General features: G+C 54.0%; 19 protein-coding genes. 7 read left to right on the top strand and 12 right to left on the bottom strand.

All coding sequences use genetic code 11. The features are described 5' to 3' along the window. Positions 1-78 precede the first annotated feature (78 nt). The 4 genes from pstC (at position 79) to phoU (ending at position 3,528) form a co-directional block, all read left to right on the top strand. Positions 79-1,038, top strand: coding sequence for a phosphate ABC transporter permease PstC (pstC, locus tag NA986_RS23070; RefSeq protein ID WP_000741630.1), 960 nt, complete (start codon positions 79-81; stop codon positions 1,036-1,038). Further along, on the top strand, positions 1,038-1,928 hold the full coding sequence (gene pstA, locus NA986_RS23065; RefSeq protein WP_000212197.1) for a phosphate ABC transporter permease PstA: 891 nt from the start codon (positions 1,038-1,040) through the stop codon (positions 1,926-1,928). Before pstC ends, pstA begins: the two co-directional genes overlap by 1 nt. Positions 1,929-2,014: 86 nt before the next feature. Next, complete coding sequence (gene pstB, locus NA986_RS23060) at positions 2,015-2,788, top strand: phosphate ABC transporter ATP-binding protein PstB (protein WP_000063118.1); 774 nt, start codon at positions 2,015-2,017, stop codon at positions 2,786-2,788. Positions 2,789-2,802: 14 nt separating this feature from the next. Beyond that, positions 2,803-3,528, top strand: a complete 726-nt coding sequence (gene phoU, locus NA986_RS23055) for a phosphate signaling complex protein PhoU (RefSeq protein ID WP_000377800.1) — start codon at positions 2,803-2,805, stop codon at positions 3,526-3,528. 94 nt (positions 3,529-3,622) lie between these two features. On the opposite strand, the gene yieH is transcribed toward phoU, so the two are convergent. Further along, positions 3,623-4,288, bottom strand: coding sequence for a 6-phosphogluconate phosphatase (gene yieH, locus NA986_RS23050; protein ID WP_000061716.1), 666 nt, complete (start codon positions 4,286-4,288; stop codon positions 3,623-3,625). A 12-nt stretch (positions 4,289-4,300) separates the two neighbouring features. Then, a complete protein-coding gene (locus tag NA986_RS23045; protein ID WP_023215953.1) occupies positions 4,301-5,110 on the bottom strand; it encodes a WG repeat-containing protein in 810 nt (269 codons plus the stop codon). A 205-nt stretch (positions 5,111-5,315) separates the two neighbouring features. Here NA986_RS23045 and adeP point away from each other — a divergent pair, with 205 nt between their 5' ends. After that, positions 5,316-6,653: an adenine permease AdeP gene (gene adeP, locus NA986_RS23040; protein WP_001519317.1), complete on the top strand. Its 1,338-nt coding sequence runs from the start codon at positions 5,316-5,318 to the stop codon at positions 6,651-6,653. 44 nt (positions 6,654-6,697) lie between these two features. Here adeP and NA986_RS23035 read toward each other — a convergent pair whose 3' ends face one another. From NA986_RS23035 to NA986_RS22990, 10 genes are all read right to left on the bottom strand, one after another. Beyond that, positions 6,698-7,282, bottom strand: coding sequence for an NADPH-dependent FMN reductase (locus NA986_RS23035; RefSeq protein WP_001575173.1), 585 nt, complete (start codon positions 7,280-7,282; stop codon positions 6,698-6,700). Then, on the bottom strand, positions 7,282-8,037 hold the full coding sequence (locus NA986_RS23030; RefSeq protein WP_000190678.1) for a 4'-phosphopantetheinyl transferase family protein: 756 nt from the start codon (positions 8,035-8,037) through the stop codon (positions 7,282-7,284). The genes NA986_RS23035 and NA986_RS23030 overlap by 1 nt, the downstream gene beginning before the upstream one ends. A 157-nt stretch (positions 8,038-8,194) precedes the next feature. Then, a complete protein-coding gene (gene yidZ, locus NA986_RS23025) occupies positions 8,195-9,154 on the bottom strand; it encodes an HTH-type transcriptional regulator YidZ (protein ID WP_000749365.1) in 960 nt (319 codons plus the stop codon). After that, positions 9,123-10,310 carry an MFS transporter gene (locus tag NA986_RS23020; RefSeq protein ID WP_023215954.1) on the bottom strand — a complete coding sequence of 396 codons (1,188 nt, stop codon included), beginning with the start codon at positions 10,308-10,310 and terminating at the stop codon, positions 9,123-9,125. The genes yidZ and NA986_RS23020 overlap by 32 nt, the downstream gene beginning before the upstream one ends. Before the next feature lie 182 nt (positions 10,311-10,492). Further along, positions 10,493-11,857, bottom strand: coding sequence for a tRNA uridine-5-carboxymethylaminomethyl(34) synthesis GTPase MnmE (gene mnmE / locus NA986_RS23015; protein WP_023215955.1), 1,365 nt, complete (start codon positions 11,855-11,857; stop codon positions 10,493-10,495). A gap of 140 nt (positions 11,858-11,997) precedes the next feature. Continuing rightward, a complete protein-coding gene (yidC, locus tag NA986_RS23010; protein ID WP_000378283.1) occupies positions 11,998-13,644 on the bottom strand; it encodes a membrane protein insertase YidC in 1,647 nt (548 codons plus the stop codon). A 2-nt stretch (positions 13,645-13,646) separates the two neighbouring features. After that, a complete protein-coding gene (gene yidD / locus NA986_RS23005) occupies positions 13,647-13,904 on the bottom strand; it encodes a membrane protein insertion efficiency factor YidD (protein WP_001307474.1) in 258 nt (85 codons plus the stop codon). Further along, positions 13,868-14,227 (bottom strand): ribonuclease P protein component, encoded by a 360-nt coding sequence (gene rnpA / locus NA986_RS23000; RefSeq protein WP_000239725.1) that lies wholly within the window; start codon positions 14,225-14,227, stop codon positions 13,868-13,870. Before rnpA ends, yidD begins: the two co-directional genes overlap by 37 nt. A gap of 16 nt (positions 14,228-14,243) precedes the next feature. Continuing rightward, entirely contained in the window at positions 14,244-14,384 is a 141-nt protein-coding gene (gene rpmH / locus NA986_RS22995; protein ID WP_000831330.1) for a 50S ribosomal protein L34, read from the bottom strand. Between the two features lie 228 nt (positions 14,385-14,612). Further along, on the bottom strand, positions 14,613-14,705 hold the full coding sequence (locus NA986_RS22990; RefSeq protein ID WP_418142141.1) for a hypothetical protein: 93 nt from the start codon (positions 14,703-14,705) through the stop codon (positions 14,613-14,615). A 339-nt stretch (positions 14,706-15,044) separates the two neighbouring features. On the opposite strand from NA986_RS22990, the gene dnaA reads away from it, so the two are divergent. Together dnaA and dnaN are read left to right on the top strand one after the other, a co-directional pair. Continuing rightward, on the top strand, positions 15,045-16,445 hold the full coding sequence (gene dnaA, locus NA986_RS22985) for a chromosomal replication initiator protein DnaA (protein ID WP_000059093.1): 1,401 nt from the start codon (positions 15,045-15,047) through the stop codon (positions 16,443-16,445). A 4-nt stretch (positions 16,446-16,449) separates the two neighbouring features. Then, a complete protein-coding gene (dnaN, locus tag NA986_RS22980) occupies positions 16,450-17,550 on the top strand; it encodes a DNA polymerase III subunit beta (RefSeq protein ID WP_000673474.1) in 1,101 nt (366 codons plus the stop codon). Positions 17,551-17,560: the final 10 nt, after the last annotated feature.

The raw sequence follows: 17,560 nt of genomic DNA, 5'->3' as shown, positions 1-17,560 counted from the left end.
CACGTTGTAGGCCGGATAAGCGTAGCGCCATCCGGCAGGGGCAACGTCGTAAAACGCGTTTAATGGAAAGAGTAATTTATGGCTGCAACCAAGCCTGCTTTTAACCCGCCGGGTAAAAAAGGCGACATGATTTTCAGCGCGCTGGTAAAACTGGCTGCGCTGATTGTGCTATTGATGTTGGGCGGTATTATCGTCTCATTGATCATCTCCTCCTGGCCAAGTATTCAGAAATTTGGTTTCTCATTTCTTTGGACTAAGGAATGGGACGCGCCAAACGATATCTACGGCGCACTGGTGCCCATTTACGGCACGCTGGTGACCTCCTTTATCGCACTGCTGATCGCCGTTCCGGTCAGTTTCGGCATTGCCCTGTTTTTAACCGAGCTGGCGCCAGGCTGGCTAAAGCGTCCGCTCGGCATCGCCATTGAGCTGCTGGCGGCGATCCCCAGTATCGTGTACGGCATGTGGGGGCTGTTTATCTTCGCGCCGCTGTTTGCGACGTACTTTCAGGAGCCGGTCGGTAATATTCTTTCCAACATTCCGTTTGTCGGCGCGCTGTTCTCTGGCCCGGCGTTTGGTATCGGCATTCTGGCGGCGGGCGTCATCCTCGCCATCATGATCATCCCCTACATTGCGGCGGTTATGCGCGACGTCTTCGAGCAAACGCCGGTAATGATGAAAGAGTCCGCTTACGGTATCGGCTGCACTACCTGGGAAGTTATCTGGCGCATCGTGCTACCGTTCACCAAAAATGGCGTGATCGGCGGCATTATGCTGGGGCTGGGCCGTGCTCTGGGTGAAACGATGGCGGTCACTTTTATCATCGGTAATACCTACCAGCTCGACAGCGCGTCGCTGTATATGCCGGGCAACAGCATCACTTCCGCGCTGGCGAACGAATTCGCTGAGGCGGAATCGGGTCTGCACGTGGCAGCGTTGATGGAACTGGGGCTGATCCTGTTTGTGATCACCTTTATCGTCCTGGCGGCGTCTAAGTTCATGATTATGCGTCTGGCGAAGAACGAGGGAGCACGTTAATGGCTACGCTTGATATGCAGAACACCGCGCAGCTCGCGGAATCCCGTCGCAAGATGCAGGCGCGTCGCCGCATGAAGAACCGTATCGCACTAACGCTCTCAATGGCGACGATGGCATTTGGTCTGTTCTGGCTGATCTGGATTTTGATGTCCACCATCACGCGTGGTATCGACGGGATGTCGCTGGCGCTGTTTACCGAAATGACGCCGCCGCCGAACACGGCGGGCGGCGGGCTGGCGAACGCCCTGGCGGGGAGTGGATTATTGATTCTCTGGGCTACCGTATTGGGTACGCCGCTGGGGATTATGGCGGGTATTTACCTGGCCGAGTATGGCCGTAAATCCTGGCTGGCGGAAATCATTCGCTTTATTAACGACATTCTGCTTTCCGCGCCGTCAATTGTTGTGGGGCTGTTTGTTTACACCATCGTGGTGGCGCAGATGCAGCACTTCTCCGGTTGGGCAGGGGTGATTGCGCTGGCGCTGTTGCAGGTACCGATCGTTATCCGTACCACTGAAAACATGCTCAAATTGGTGCCGGATAGCCTGCGCGAAGCCGCCTACGCGCTGGGTACGCCGAAGTGGAAGATGATCTCCGCGATTACGCTGAAAGCCTCTATCTCCGGGATTATGACCGGTATCCTGCTGGCTATTGCGCGTATCGCCGGGGAAACGGCGCCATTGTTGTTTACCGCGCTCTCCAACCAGTTCTGGAGCACCGACATGATGCAGCCGATCGCCAACCTGCCGGTGACCATCTTTAAATTCGCGATGAGCCCATTTGCCGAATGGCAACAATTAGCCTGGGCGGGCGTGCTGATTATTACCCTGTGCGTACTGCTACTGAATATTCTGGCGCGTGTTGTTTTCGCGAAGAAAAAACACGGTTAAAGACATTGTCGGCCTGATAAGCGTAGCGCCATCAGGCATTATTTTACGGCGTGGCGGATGCGGCGCTGGATGAGGAAAAGAGTGAAATGAGTATGGTTGAAACTGCCCCGAGTAAGATTCAGGTTCGTGATTTGAACTTCTACTACGGCAAATTCCATGCCCTGAAGAACATTAATCTGGATATCGCGAAGAATCAGGTAACGGCATTTATCGGGCCATCCGGCTGCGGTAAATCAACGCTACTGCGTACCTTCAATAAAATGTATTCGCTTTATCCGGAGCAGCGCGCGGAAGGTGAAATTCTGCTGGATGGCGACAATATTCTCACCAACACCCAGGATATCGCGCTGCTGCGCGCAAAAGTGGGGATGGTATTCCAGAAGCCGACGCCGTTCCCGATGTCCATCTATGACAATATCGCCTTTGGCGTGCGTCTGTTTGAGAAGCTGTCTCGCGCCGATATGGACGAGCGCGTGCAGTGGGCGTTGACCAAAGCCGCATTATGGAACGAAACCAAAGATAAATTGCACCAGAGCGGGTACTCTCTCTCCGGTGGTCAGCAGCAGCGCCTGTGCATTGCGCGCGGTATCGCCATTCGCCCGGAAGTGTTGCTGCTGGATGAGCCATGTTCAGCTCTGGACCCGATCTCTACCGGGCGTATTGAAGAGCTGATCACCGAGCTGAAACAGGATTACACCGTGGTGATCGTGACCCACAACATGCAGCAGGCGGCACGTTGCTCCGATCATACGGCGTTTATGTACCTGGGCGAGTTGATTGAGTTCAGCAACACGGACGATCTGTTCACCAAGCCCGCGAAGAAACAAACAGAAGACTATATCACCGGTCGTTACGGTTAATTCAGGAGTGCGTAATGGACAGTCTGAACCTTAATAAACATATTTCCGGCCAGTTCAACGCCGAACTGGAAAGCATCCGCACTCAGGTAATGACCATGGGCGGCATGGTGGAGCAGCAGCTTTCTGACGCTATCACCGCCATGCACAACCAGGACAGCGAGCTGGCGAAGCGCGTGGTAGAAGGCGACCATCAGGTTAATATGATGGAAGTCGCCATCGATGAAGCCTGCGTGCGTATTATCGCCAAGCGCCAGCCGACGGCGAGCGATCTGCGTCTGGTAATGGCGATTATCAAAACCATCGCCGAGCTGGAACGTATTGGCGACGTGGCGGATAAAATTTGTCGCACCGCGCTGGAGAAATTCTCCCAGCAGCACCAGCCGCTGTTGGTCAGCCTGGAGTCACTGGGCCGCCACACCGTGCAGATGCTGCACGACGTGCTGGATGCGTTCGCGCGCATGGATCTCGACGAAGCGGTGCGTATCTACCGTGAAGATAAGAAAGTTGACCAGGAATATGAAGGCATTGTGCGTCAGCTGATGACCTACATGATGGAAGACTCGCGCACCATTCCCAGCGTGCTGACCGCGTTATTCTGCGCTCGTTCTATCGAGCGTATCGGTGACCGTTGCCAGAATATCTGCGAATACATCTTCTACTTCGTGAAGGGGCAGGATTTCCGTCACGTCGGCGGCGATGAGCTGGATAAGCTGCTGGCGGGGAAAGATCCGAAAGAGTAAATCTCATTCTTTTGCCCGGTGGCGCTGCGCTTACCGGGCCTACAGGTACAGATGCTGTAGGCCGGATAAGCGTTAGCGCCATCCGGCATTTCAGTTAACGCGTAATCTCCCACCCGCGCGCTTTCCACAATCCCGGCAACTGCGCCAAATCGGTAAACGTCGTCACGTTAGGGTGATCGATCGGCTTGTTATGCGGATCGGCGCAGAAATAAAACACTTCCATTCCCGCCGCAATTCCTGACTGCGCGCCTGCGCTGGAGTCATCCACCAGAATACACTTCTCAACATTGACCTTCATGGCGTTCGCCGCATGGAGCATCAGCGCCGGATCGGGTTTCCAGCGTTGAATATCGTAACCGCTAAACAGCAAATCGGGAAAATGATGCAACATGCCCAGTTTACCCAGCGAATGCTGCATCTTACTGACCGGCCCGTTGGATACCACGCACATCGGCGTCTTAATGCTCTCCAGCAGGGTATTTGCGCCCGCGATCGCTTCCAGTTCGGTATCGAACAGGCGCGCCACTTCCGCGCGGTACACCGGCTCCAGAACGTCGCGTCTTAGTGTAACACCGTACTCCTTGCTGATAGTTTCGATAATTTCGTAGAGTTTTACGCCCTTAAAGCGTTTAAATACCGTTTCGAGATCGAGCGTGATGCCAAATTCCTGAAACATTGCGACATAGGCACGCGAGCAAATCACTTCACTATCGACCAGCGTACCGTCGCAATCGAAAAATACCGCTTCTATCATGGACATGATGTTTCCTGTTTAGTCGCCAAACCGTGGACGCGCGCCGCGTTGCGTTAACCATTTTTCTGTGTCATCCCGGCTGTAGCGCAGCGGCCTGACCAGGTTGCCTGTTTTATCGATCACTCCCCAGCGCCCGTTTTTAGCAACGGCGATGAAGTTGATATTGTACCGATAATCTGTATTAGAGACAGTATCGTAGCGAAAGGGAATAATGATGTTTCCTGAAAAATCAAGAAGGCCGTATAAAATCTTGTCGTTCATCCGCTTTCCCGCGACAAACGCATCGGGTCGCTGGTTTATCATCTGTATCGACGAAAATTGCGGCGCAATAATCACATTGCCGTAAGCATCGCCCATGCCGCTTAGCTGAGCGCTATTCTGGTAAGTCGAGAGAAAAACTATGGCGCTGCTTTCGGCTAACTCAATGCTGGAATAGACGGGCGGGTAGATAAATTGCTGCTGGCGGGCGCTATACAAACCGGTATGGTTACCGGTGAACGATGTTGAGACGTAAAACAGATCTGTTTCGCTGTCATAATGCTCAATATAGATTTTTTTCCACGGAATGATTGCCTGCCCAGCGGCGTTGTAGAGTCCACAAAACTCATCCTGACAGATGACGTAAAAGCGCGTTACTGGCAGTCTTAAGCCGTCGGCGCTAAAAGAAACGTCAGATATTTCTACCTGGTCAGGTTTTAGCGGTAACGGTACAGGTGCGTTCAGATAAGTTTTTGGTTGAATGGTGTTGATAAGACTCAGAATGGATGAGCCTGCCGCCCCGGATGTTGAAGAAACCAACGCGAGTAAGAAAAACAGACGGGTAAACATAAAAATCCTTTTCATATCCTGGTCGCTGCCTCAGTATTTCCTGTCTCATATCGCTAGTTTAACGTTTACGTAATGCTGAATGAGGGGACGCAATCGTTGCCGTACTAACAAATTGAGTGAAAAAAATTACCACACAACTGCGCCAGGTGTCGCATTTTGGTATAGGATAACGGCGAATTTTCCCTCCTTTCTCCGGAAATTGATAATGAGTCAACAACACACCACCCAGGCTTCTGGTCAGGGTATGCTGGAACGCGTGTTTAAACTGCGCGAACATGGCACGACGGCACGAACCGAAGTGATCGCCGGTTTTACCACTTTCCTGACGATGGTTTATATCGTTTTTGTTAACCCGCAAATTCTGGGCGTAGCTGGCATGGACACCAGCGCCGTCTTTGTGACCACCTGTCTGATTGCGGCCTTTGGCAGTATTCTGATGGGCCTGTTCGCTAACCTGCCGGTGGCGCTGGCGCCCGCGATGGGGCTGAACGCGTTCTTTGCCTTCGTGGTTGTGCAGGCAATGGGACTGCCGTGGCAGGTAGGCATGGGCGCCATTTTCTGGGGCGCTGTTGGTCTTTTATTGCTGACTATCTTCCGCGTGCGTTACTGGATGATCGCCAACATTCCGGTCAGCCTGCGCGTGGGCATCACCAGCGGCATCGGCCTGTTTATTGGCATGATGGGGCTGAAAAACGCCGGCGTGATCGTCGCTAACCCGGAAACGCTGGTCAGCATCGGCAACCTGACCTCGCACAGCGTGCTGCTGGGGGTTCTCGGATTCTTTATTATTGCGATTCTCGCTTCGCGCAACATTCATGCGGCGGTGCTGGTGTCCATCATCGTCACGACGCTGCTTGGCTGGATGATGGGTGATGTACACTACAACGGCATTGTCTCCGCGCCACCAAGCGTCACCAGCGTGGTAGGGCATGTCGATTTGGCAGGCTCGTTCAATCTTGGCCTGGCGGGGGTTATTTTCTCCTTCATGCTGGTAAACCTGTTTGACTCCTCCGGTACGCTGATTGGCGTGACCGATAAAGCCGGCCTGGCGGATGAGAAAGGCAAATTCCCGCGCATGAAGCAGGCGCTGTTTGTTGATAGTATCTCTTCCGTCACTGGCGCATTTGTCGGAACGTCTTCTGTGACCGCTTATATTGAATCGTCTTCCGGCGTTTCGGTGGGCGGTCGCACCGGTTTGACGGCGGTGGTGGTCGGTATTTTGTTCCTGCTGGTTATCTTCCTGTCGCCGCTGGCGGGCATGGTGCCGCCTTACGCGGCGGCGGGCGCGCTGATTTACGTCGGCGTGCTGATGACCTCCAGCCTGGCGCGGGTAAACTGGCAGGATTTAACCGAATCGGTCCCGGCGTTTATTACGGCGGTAATGATGCCGTTTAGCTTCTCGATCACCGAAGGTATCGCGCTGGGCTTTATCTCTTACTGCGTGATGAAAATCGGTACCGGTCGCCTGCGCGACCTTAGCCCGTGCGTAGTGATTGTCGCGCTGTTATTTGTGCTGAAGATTGTGTTTATTGACGCACACTGATGAAATGAACCCTCGCCCCATCGGGGTGAGGGTTTTTAAATAACTTACGCTTTAACGCGCTGAATATACTCGCCAAATGCGGTCAACTGACCGGTCAAATGATCTAACGTTCCCTGATCCACCACTTCTCCAGTCTGCGGGTCGACTTTATTCTGAATCACGCCACCCATAAATTCCGGTTTATTCATCACCATCGCATCAAGGAACACCAGAATCTGGCGCAGATGATACTGGCAGCGCGCGCCGCCAATCGCCCCCATTGAACTGGTCTGGATAAGAACGGGCTTACCCGCCAGCGGCTGCTCAGGCAGACGGGATAGCCAGTCGATGGCATTCTTCAGGCCGCCGGGAACGGAATAGTTATATTCCGGCGTCACAATGACGACGCCGTCGGCGTTGCGAATCTGCTCCGCCAGCGCCTCTACGCTGGCTGGAAATCCCTCTTCCTGCTGGATATCGGCGTCATACAGCGGAATATCCCCGATCGAAGGCAGCGGCGATACTGTCATTCCTGCCGGCGCGACTTTAGGCAACGTACGCGCCACCATCCCGTTAAAGGAACCTTTGCGTAAACTTCCCAGCAATGTAACCACATTCAGCGTTTCAGACATACGTGCCCCTTTTTTCATTATGAACGATTAAGCGTATACGATTTGGCGGCGGGGAGTTGGGCGAATCGCATCAGACGGCCGGTTGGCTCATTGGCGCGCGTCTGGATATCGGGCAGGCTTTTCCAGCCCAGTTTGCCATCGAACTCCCACACTTTTAATTTTTCTATCGCTGGCGTAACGGTTACGGACCATACCAGCACATCTTCCGCATCGCACACGGCTTCAAGCTGCGTGACATGCGCGCACTTCAGGCGTCCGGCAACGGGTAAAAGTTGCAGCTCCCGCGGATCGTCATTCATGACATCGCCGGTGAGTTTTAACACGCTCTGGCGCAATGTAATGAGTTGCGCTCGCGCTTCGTTGGGATCGTTTTGATTGGCTACCCATAAGTTTTCATTACGGGAGAAAGGGTGGCGTTCGAGCGAATGTGGATGGTGAAAGCCGCGGGAGGTGCGCTGTAATTCCATATCCAGCCCGCACTCTCCTTCGGTGGTCAACGCCACGCCAACCATATTTCCAGCGTAGGAGATAGAAAAACCTGGCAGATTTTTGTCACGAAACGCGGGTTTACCTTTCGCCTGAATAATGATTTCCGGCAGCTCGCTAATTCCGTACAGCATAAACATCAGTTCGGCAAGAAGGCCTCTGGAGGCGAGAAAACGCGTTCGTCGGTGAGCAGGCAGGTTTCTGGCTTCAATATGGCAAGACGAAGAGAGACGAATTGAAACCAACTGTCCCTCCGTAAGTATCCCTCTGGCAAAGTGAGTCGCCATTTTTCGCTCCGTGATTAATGGGCCGTGATAATGACGAGAGTAACATTAACGTAAATTATGGACAGGTTTTACGCGCTAAAAATTCAATTTCAGAAGGTTCTTTAATCAGACGGTGACATTTCTGGTAAGAGGAAGGTTAATTTATCAACGCAGGTGGTCAGATAAGGCGACGGCAGAGCGTGTTGATAGCCTGTCGTAGCCACACAATCTTGGGATTATGACTATTACGTTTGTGCCATAATAGGGTAAACGGCACCATCAGCTTTTCCCGCTGTTGCGCATCAAAAGGCAGGGGGCGCGCCACTAACGGTAGCTGGTGGAGCTGATTGTAGTGCTGGCAATAGCGCGGCGCGGTTGCTATCAGGGTGTGATCCGGCTGGGCGGCCATAAAGAGCGACTGCTCGAACCCCGGCAGGCTCAACGCAATATGGCGTTTGCGTCCCATTTCTTGCAGGACATCATCCAGCGCCCAGGTATCGCTTTGCTCCCAGCAAATACTGATATGCGGGTAGCGCAGAAAAGTGTCCAGATCCCACGCTTCGCGCAGCGCCGGATGATCTTCCCGCAGCCAGACCCACGGTAAATCGCTAAACAGTACCTCAAAATCAATCGCGAGCGGCAACAGACTGAGCAATTCTCGCGAGCGGGGATGGCTTTCGCGTCCGGTAAATCCGATATCGACTTCCCCGCGCGTAATCGCCTCCAGCGAGTCATAATCCCAGTTGCGAACCTTAATGGTAGCCTGCGGATAGCGCTGATAAATCTGCTGCGACAGTGAATTAAACATAATCATCATCAGCGGCGACTCTGCCGCCAACTCAAATTTTAAACCGCGCGGCGTTTGATGATGCGGCTTATCAAGCAGTTGATTCCCCATCTGCATCCAGTCCGCCAGACTTTGCTCCATACTGACCATCAGCGGCGTCGGCGCCAGGCCCAGCGGCGTATTGACGAACAGCGGATCGTCAAACCATGCCCGGAGTTTCGCCAGCGATTTGCTGACCGCCGATGGCGTTACGTTCATCCGTTTTGCAGCTTTAGTGACGCTGCGCTCCTGCATGAGTAACTGTAGGCATAACAGCAAATTAAGGTCGAGATTGGTAAGGGATTTCTTCATGCTCGGCTACGGACCTGTTGGGCGTGACGGAGAAGATCAGCAGAATACTCACTATGCTACAACCAATCAGAATCCCGATCAGCATATTCATCGCGCTGATACCGAGTATTGCCGCCAGCCAAATCCACAGTGATGAACCGCAAACCTGCGCGATACCGAGCGTGGAACTGGCCACTCCGGCGCGCAGCGAAAACGGCCCCAGCGCCTGGCTCATCGCGACGCCAAAACCAACCGAGAATCCGGCGCAGATAAGCGTCAGGCCAAAGAGCGTGACGGTATTGGTATGAGCAAGGCTTAACGTCACGCCAGCCGTCAAAAACAGCCCCTGTGAGACGAGCATTAAGGTTCGCGGCTTAAATAACCCAAGCGCAAAAGGGGTAGAAAAAGAGACGACCATGCTGACGCCTGCGGTGAGCGCCATGGTAATGGCATAGTCGCCACGACTAAATCCCATCACCTCCATCAGCAGCACTGGAGAGGCATTGACGAAGGTCAGGATCACCGACACGCTAAGGGTGGTGATCGCCAGTCGACTGACGAAAAAACGGTTAACCAGCGACTCGGCGGCGGGCGACGATCGTGATAAATCGCGTGGAGCCAGCCTTGCCGGGCGCGTCTCGCGCAGGATAAACAGTGATAACAGGCCCACAATAATGCCCATCGAGGACATCGTATAGAACAGACTTTGCCAGGGGAAACGAAGCATAATCAAATGCCCCACCACCGGGGCGAGTACCGGCACAATACAGGTAATCCCATTCAATAATGACAGCACTTTCGCCCGGCGATGCTCGTCGAGCGTATCGCGCAGAATGGCGAACGCCACCACATAGCAGCCGCCTGCGCCTACTCCCTGAAGAAAACGCCCACTCAGAAATAGCGAGCCTTCCGACGCCCGTGAACAAAGCAGTGAGGCCATCATAAAGACGAGCGCGCCGACGATCGCGACCGGCTTGCGGCCTGACTGGTCGGCTATCTTCCCGGCAAACAGCATGGCCGTCGCCATTCCGGCCAGGTAAACGGAGAAGGCGATATGCAACTGCGCCTCGCTGGCGTTCAGATCGGCGGCTATACGCGGTAAACCGACCAGATACATATCAATACCGGCAGGATAGAGTAAAACCAGGGCAAAACTACACAGTAGAAAACGTTTCATAGCGGCCTCACGAAAAGTGTGGCGCTAAGAATACGGGGCGACGTTGCGCGAGACGAGTTGCCATTTGGACAACAGTGATTTCCTCATGGGAAAACATTGCTGCCGGATGGCGGCATAAACGCCTTATCCGGCTTACGGGTTTTGTAGGCCCGGTAAGCATTGCGCCACCGGGCAATACAACGTTACTTACCAATACAGAAGCTGGAGAAAATCCGTCCCAGCAGGTCGTCGGAGGTAAACTCGCCGGTAATCTCGCTTAAGCTTTGCTGCGCCAGGCGCAACTCTTCCGCCAGCAGTTCCCCCGCCCATGCGCCTAATAGCTGCGCTTTGCCCTGTTCAAGATGGTCAGCGGCTTCCGCCAGCGCCTGCAGGTGACGGCGGCGGGCCAGGAATCCGCCTTCCATATTGGTATCAAACCCCATGCTCTGCTTGAGGTGGTTACGCAACACGTCGACGCCTTCGCCGGTACGCGCCGAGAGGCGAACCAGTGAGTGACCGTTTACTTCACTAATACCCAGCGTTTCGCCGGTGATATCCGCCTTGTTACGTACCACGGTAATCGGTAGATTTTTGGGCAGACGGGCGATAAAGTCCGGCCAGATGTCGGCAGGGTCAACGGCGTCCGTCGTGGTGCCATCCACCATAAACAGCACGCGATCGGCCTGTTCAATCTCCTGCCAGGCGCGTTCGATGCCGATACGCTCAACTTCGTCGTTGGCGTCGCGCAGTCCGGCGGTATCGATGATATGCAGCGGCATCCCGTCGATGTGAATATGCTCGCGCAACACGTCGCGCGTGGTGCCGGCGATATCGGTAACAATGGCCGCTTCACGGCCTGCCAGCGCATTCAGCAGGCTGGATTTCCCGGCATTCGGGCGTCCGGCAATCACTACCTTCATCCCTTCGCGCAGCAGGCTGCCCTGGCGCGCTTCGGTTCGCACGGCGTCAAGATCGGCGATGACGCCATTGAGCTGCGCTTCAATTTTGCCGTCAGAGAGAAAGTCGATCTCCTCATCCGGAAAATCGATAGCCGCTTCGACGTAGATTCGCAGGTGAGTAAGTGCTTCCACAAGGTGGTTAACGCGGGCGGAAAATGCCCCCTGTAACGAGTTTAGCGCCGAACGCGCCGCCTGTTCGGAACTGGCATCGATCAGGTCGGCAATGGCTTCTGCCTGGGCTAAATCGAGCTTATCGTTGAGGAACGCTCGCTCGGAGAACTCGCCCGGTCGGGCAATGCGCACGCCTGGAAGCGTCAGGATACGTTTTAATAGCAGGTCCAGGATCACCGGACCGCCGTGCCCTTGTAGCTCCAGCACATCTTCACCGGTGAAGGAGTTCGGGCCGGGGAACCACAGCGCAATACCCTGATCCAGCGCGCTGCCGTCAACGTCTTTAAACGGCAGGTAGTCGGCATAGCGCGGCTTCGGCAGTTTGCCCAGCACCTCTTGCGCAACGTCGCGCGCTTTCAGACCAGAGATACGCAGGATACCCACGCCACCGCGTCCCGGTGGGGTTGCCTGGGCGACGATAGTGTCGTTATGGCTCATGGTTAGTCTCAACTTTGTTGCAATAAAAAAGGCGGTCATATGACCGCCTTTTGATTGTAGGCCTGATAAGCGTTAGCGCCATCAGGCTGACCGGCGCGCCTTGCCGGATGGCGGCTTCGCCTTATCCGGCCTACACCGAATCAGGATTTTTTCTTCTCGCGGCTATGCAGGCCACGCTTCTCCAGACCACGGTAAATCAGCTGCTGCTGAATGATGGTGACCAGGTTGCTGACGATATAGTACAGCACCAGACCTGACGGGAACCACAGGAAGAACACCGTAAAGATGACCGGCATAAAGGTCATGATCTTCTGCTGCATCGGGTCGGTCACGGTGGTCGGCGACATCTTCTGAATGAAGAACATCGTTACGCCCATCAGGATCGGCAGAATGTAGTACGGGTCCTGTGCGGACAGGTCATGAATCCACAGCGCGAACGGCGCATGACGCAGTTCAATGGAACCCATCAGCATGTAGTACAACGCCAGGAAGATAGGCATCTGGATGATCAGCGGGAAGCAGCCGCCCAGCGGGTTAACCTTCTCCGCTTTGTACAGGGCCATCATCTCCTGGCTTTGGCGCTGTTTATCATCGCCAAGACGTTCGCGCATCGCCTGAATTTTCGGCTGCAGCATACGCATCTTCGCCATTGACGTGTACTGCGCTTTGGTCAGCGGGTACATGATACCGCGAACGATAAAGGTAATGATGATAATGGAGAAGCCCCAGTTGCCCACAAAGCTGTGGATCCACTTCAGCAACTTGAACAGCGGCTGAGAGATGAACCACAACCAACCGTAGTCCACGGTCAAATCCAGGTGCGGTGCAACAGCCGCCATTTTATCCTGAATTTCCGGGCCGACCCACAGGGTGCTGGTCATCGCGCCAGTCTGGCCTGGCTGTACCAGTACCGGCTGCGCTTTATAGCCGATAGCGACAATGCCGTTACCCAGATTAGCGGTGTAGAAATTGTTGGTGCCGTCGTTACGCGGAATCCATGCGGTAGCGAAATACTGCTGCAACATTGCCACCCAACCGCCTTTGGAGCTGACGTTGAGGTTTTCGTTATCGGCAATAGTGTCGAATTTGTATTTCTCATACTTCTCATCCGGCGTGGAGTACGCTGCGCCGCGGAACGTATGCAGCGCAAAGTTGCTGCTGCCGGTATCGCGATGAGGAGGCAGGTTGACGGATTGTTTTAACTGACCAAAGGTGGAGACTTCCAGCGGTTTTTCGCCGGTGTTCTGCACGCTATAGTTCACGTTAACCGCATAATCGCCACGCTTAAAGACAAACGTTTTGGTAAACGTGTTGCCTGCGGCGTCAGTATAAGTCATCGGAACCTGCAGTTCGTTCTGACCGTCGGCCAGTACAAACGCCTCTTTCTCGACGTTGTACAGCGGACGCGGGCCGTTCGCCGGGTTATCCGGGCCGTCGCGGCCTGTCAGGCCGCTTTGCGCCTGATAGATAAACTGCGGGGTGGTTTCCAGCAGCTGGAACGGTTCGTTGGAACCCAGTTCTTTCGGGTAAGCCGGGAGCAAGGCCTGCTCGACATCACCACCACGGGTGTTGATAGTCAAATCAAGCACATCGGTTTTCACCGTAATCATTTTCCCCTGGCCACTGGCTGGTACGCCCTGGTCGGCGGCGCTACCCGCTGCGGTGGTCGTTGTCTGCGTGGTCTGTTGAGTCTGAGGTTGCGGATTTTTATCCTGCTCCCAGGCTTGCCAGATCATGAAAGACACGAACAGCAAAGCGATGACTAAAAGATTGCGTTGCGAATCCATCGTTAGTGTTCTCTGGTATCAAATGGTCCGGGCGGGACGGGATCGTCACCACCAGGGTGTAAAGGGTGGCATTTTAATACGCGTTTCACCGTCAACCAACTGCCTTTTATCACTCCAAACCTGCGCAATGCCTCAATTCCGTAGCTTGAGCACGTTGGCGTGAAACGACAATGCGGCCCAAGCAGCGGACTGATCAGGCGTTGATAGACCCGAATAAGGGCTATCAGGACCCGCGAGCCAGGCGACAGTGGCGGCGCCATAATTTTTCCAACGCTTCCGAGAGAGCACGGTTATCGAGGTCGGCAACCCCTTTTTTCGCCACCACCACGAAATCCATTGCAGGAAGTTCATGCTGGCGCAGACGGAAGCTTTCACGCGTCAGACGTTTAATCCGGTTGCGTTCATGCGCACGTCGAACATTTTTCTTGGCGACGGTAAGACCGATACGGGGATGCCCCAGCGAATTCAGGCGGCCGAGGATGGTGATTTGCGGCGTGCCAGCCCGTTGAGGTTGCTGGAAGACGAATGTGAAATGAGCGGGAGTTAACAAACGTAACTCCCTGGGAAATGCGAGCTTAACCACTCAGGGGTTAGCTTTATTACTTGGAAACGGTCAGACGAGCGCGGCCTTTAGCACGACGACGTGCCAGAACCTGACGACCATTTTTAGTAGCCATACGAGCACGGAAGCCGTGAGAACGGTTGCGCTTCAGTACAGACGGTTGAAAAGTGCGTTTCATGGCGATTTCTACCTAAACTTGAATAAATTCACTGACTTTTGCGTATACCCGAACAAACTTTGAACGACTTACGCCACAGTGTGGGTGATTAAAGAGGCCGGATTGTAATAATTGTACACTCCGGAGTCAATTCTCTTTCCTTATTTTCCCGCGATTTTCCACGCCTTTTTGTGCGGAAAATAAGCAGCGTTGACGCCATATGACGGGCATTGCGCGACGGGTGGAGAATTATACGGACTGCCAGGTAAAGCGCAAGGATCGCCCTGGATCTTTATGCGATCTTTTAGGCGTCTGCTCACCTTTACCTATTAATTTTTTCAATATGCGCGCGAAAGCGTACAGGAGTTCCCCAGGATCGATTACACTTATCCTTTCCTGGAAAGTCCTGTGGATAAATAGGGAAGAATCTGTGAGAAACAGAAGATCTCTTGCTCAGTTTAGGCTATGATCCGCGGTCCTGATCGTTTCAAACGATCCTGGTCAGGCATGAACACGAAATCTTTCAGACTGCGTGAAGTCGCGATCGTTTGAAAGATCCGTGAAAACCGCAGACAGCGGTTCGTGCGTCACCCTTCATGCAGGGTCTTATCGACGTGCGCCAACAATCATTAATGTATCAGCCTTTGTCATTTATCGACTTTTGTTCGAGTGGAGTCCGCCGTGTCACTTTCGCTTTGGCAGCAGTGTCTTGCCCGATTGCAGGATGAGTTACCAGCCACAGAATTCAGTATGTGGATACGCCCGTTGCAGGCGGAACTGAGCGATAACACGCTGGCTTTGTATGCGCCAAACCGTTTTGTGCTCGATTGGGTAAGAGATAAGTACCTCAACAATATCAATGGATTACTCAACACATTCTGCGGCGCGGATGCCCCACAACTGCGTTTTGAAGTGGGAACAAAGCCCGTTACGCAAACGCTAAAAACGCCTGTGCATAACGTTGTCGCGCCTGCGCAGACAACAACGGCGCAGCCGCAGCGCGTAGCGCCTGCGGCCCGTTCGGGCTGGGATAACGTACCAGCGCCGGCGGAGCCGACCTACCGCTCCAACGTCAATGTAAAACATACATTTGATAACTTCGTCGAAGGTAAATCCAACCAACTGGCGCGCGCGGCGGCACGTCAGGTGGCGGATAATCCTGGCGGCGCTTATAACCCGTTATTCCTCTATGGCGGCACCGGTCTGGGTAAAACTCACCTGCTGCACGCGGTGGGTAACGGCATTATGGCGCGCAAACCCAACGCGAAAGTCGTGTATATGCACTCCGAGCGCTTTGTGCAGGACATGGTAAAAGCCCTGCAAAATAACGCCATCGAAGAGTTTAAACGCTACTACCGCTCCGTTGACGCATTGCTGATCGACGATATTCAATTCTTCGCCAATAAAGAACGATCCCAGGAAGAGTTTTTCCATACCTTTAACGCTCTGCTGGAAGGCAATCAGCAGATCATTTTGACGTCGGATCGCTATCCGAAAGAGATCAACGGCGTTGAGGATCGTCTCAAGTCCCGCTTTGGTTGGGGGCTAACAGTGGCGATCGAACCGCCAGAACTGGAAACCCGCGTGGCGATCCTGATGAAAAAAGCGGACGAAAATGATATTCGTCTGCCAGGCGAGGTCGCGTTCTTTATCGCCAAGCGTCTACGCTCTAACGTACGTGAACTGGAAGGCGCGCTGAACCGGGTGATCGCCAATGCCAACTTTACCGGCCGGGCGATTACTATCGACTTTGTGCGCGAAGCGCTGCGCGATTTACTGGCGTTGCAGGAAAAACTGGTCACCATCGACAATATTCAGAAGACGGTGGCCGAGTATTACAAAATCAAAATTGCGGATCTGCTTTCTAAGCGTCGATCTCGCTCGGTAGCACGTCCGCGCCAGATGGCTATGGCGCTGGCAAAAGAGCTCACCAACCACAGTCTGCCGGAAATCGGCGATGCGTTTGGCGGGCGCGACCACACTACCGTACTTCATGCCTGTCGTAAAATTGAGCAACTGCGTGAAGAAAGCCACGATATCAAAGAAGATTTTTCGAATTTAATCAGAACATTGTCGTCGTGATCCTATGAAATTTACCGTTGAACGTGAACATTTATTAAAACCGCTTCAGCAGGTCAGCGGCCCGCTGGGCGGTCGTCCTACGTTGCCGATTCTCGGTAACCTGCTCCTCCAGGTAGCGGACGGTACGCTTTCTCTGACTGGCACCGATCTTGAAATGGAGATGGTCGCGCGCGTTACGCTTTCTCAGCCGCATGAGCCGGGCGCCACTACCGTGCCGGCGCGGAAATTCTTTGATATCTGCCGCGGCCTGCCGGAGGGCGCGGAGATTGCCGTTCAGTTGGAGGGCGATCGGATGCTGGTGCGTTCTGGCCGTAGCCGCTTCTCGCTGTCTACGTTGCCTGCCGCCGATTTCCCGAATCTTGACGACTGGCAAAGCGAAGTTGAATTTACGCTGCCGCAGGCCACGATGAAGCGCCTGATTGAAGCGACCCAGTTTTCGATGGCCCATCAGGATGTGCGCTACTACTTAAACGGTATGCTGTTTGAAACGGAAGGCAGCGAACTGCGCACTGTTGCGACCGACGGCCACCGTCTGGCGGTGTGCTCAATGCCGCTGGAGGCGTCTTTACCCAGCCACTCGGTGATTGTGCCGCGTAAAGGCGTGATTGAACTGATGCGTATGCTCGACGGCGGCGAAAACCCGCTGCGCGTGCAGATCGGCAGTAATAATATCCGCGCGCACGTCGGCGACTTTATCTTTACCTCGAAGCTGGTGGATGGTCGTTTCCCGGATTACCGTCGCGTTCTGCCGAAGAATCCGGATAAACATCTGGAAGCGGGCTGCGATATCCTCAAGCAGGCGTTTGCCCGCGCGGCAATCCTCTCGAATGAGAAATTCCGCGGCGTGCGTCTGTATGTCAGTGAGAATCAGCTCAAAATCACTGCCAATAACCCGGAACAGGAAGAAGCGGAAGAGATTCTGGACGTGAGCTACGGCGGGACGGAGATGGAAATCGGCTTTAACGTTAGCTATGTGCTGGACGTGCTCAATGCGCTGAAGTGCGAAACCGTGCGCATTATGCTGACGGATTCCGTATCCAGCGTACAGATTGAAGATGCGGCGTCACAGTCGGCTGCCTATGTTGTTATGCCAATGAGGCTGTAGAATCTGAAAA

The organism is Salmonella sp. NW177, from assembly GCF_051811585.1.
Taxonomy (GTDB): Bacteria; Pseudomonadota; Gammaproteobacteria; order Enterobacterales; family Enterobacteriaceae; genus Salmonella; species Salmonella enterica.
The sequence above is the reverse complement of the archived record's forward strand: the minus strand, read 5'-3'. Positions and strand labels throughout refer to the sequence as shown.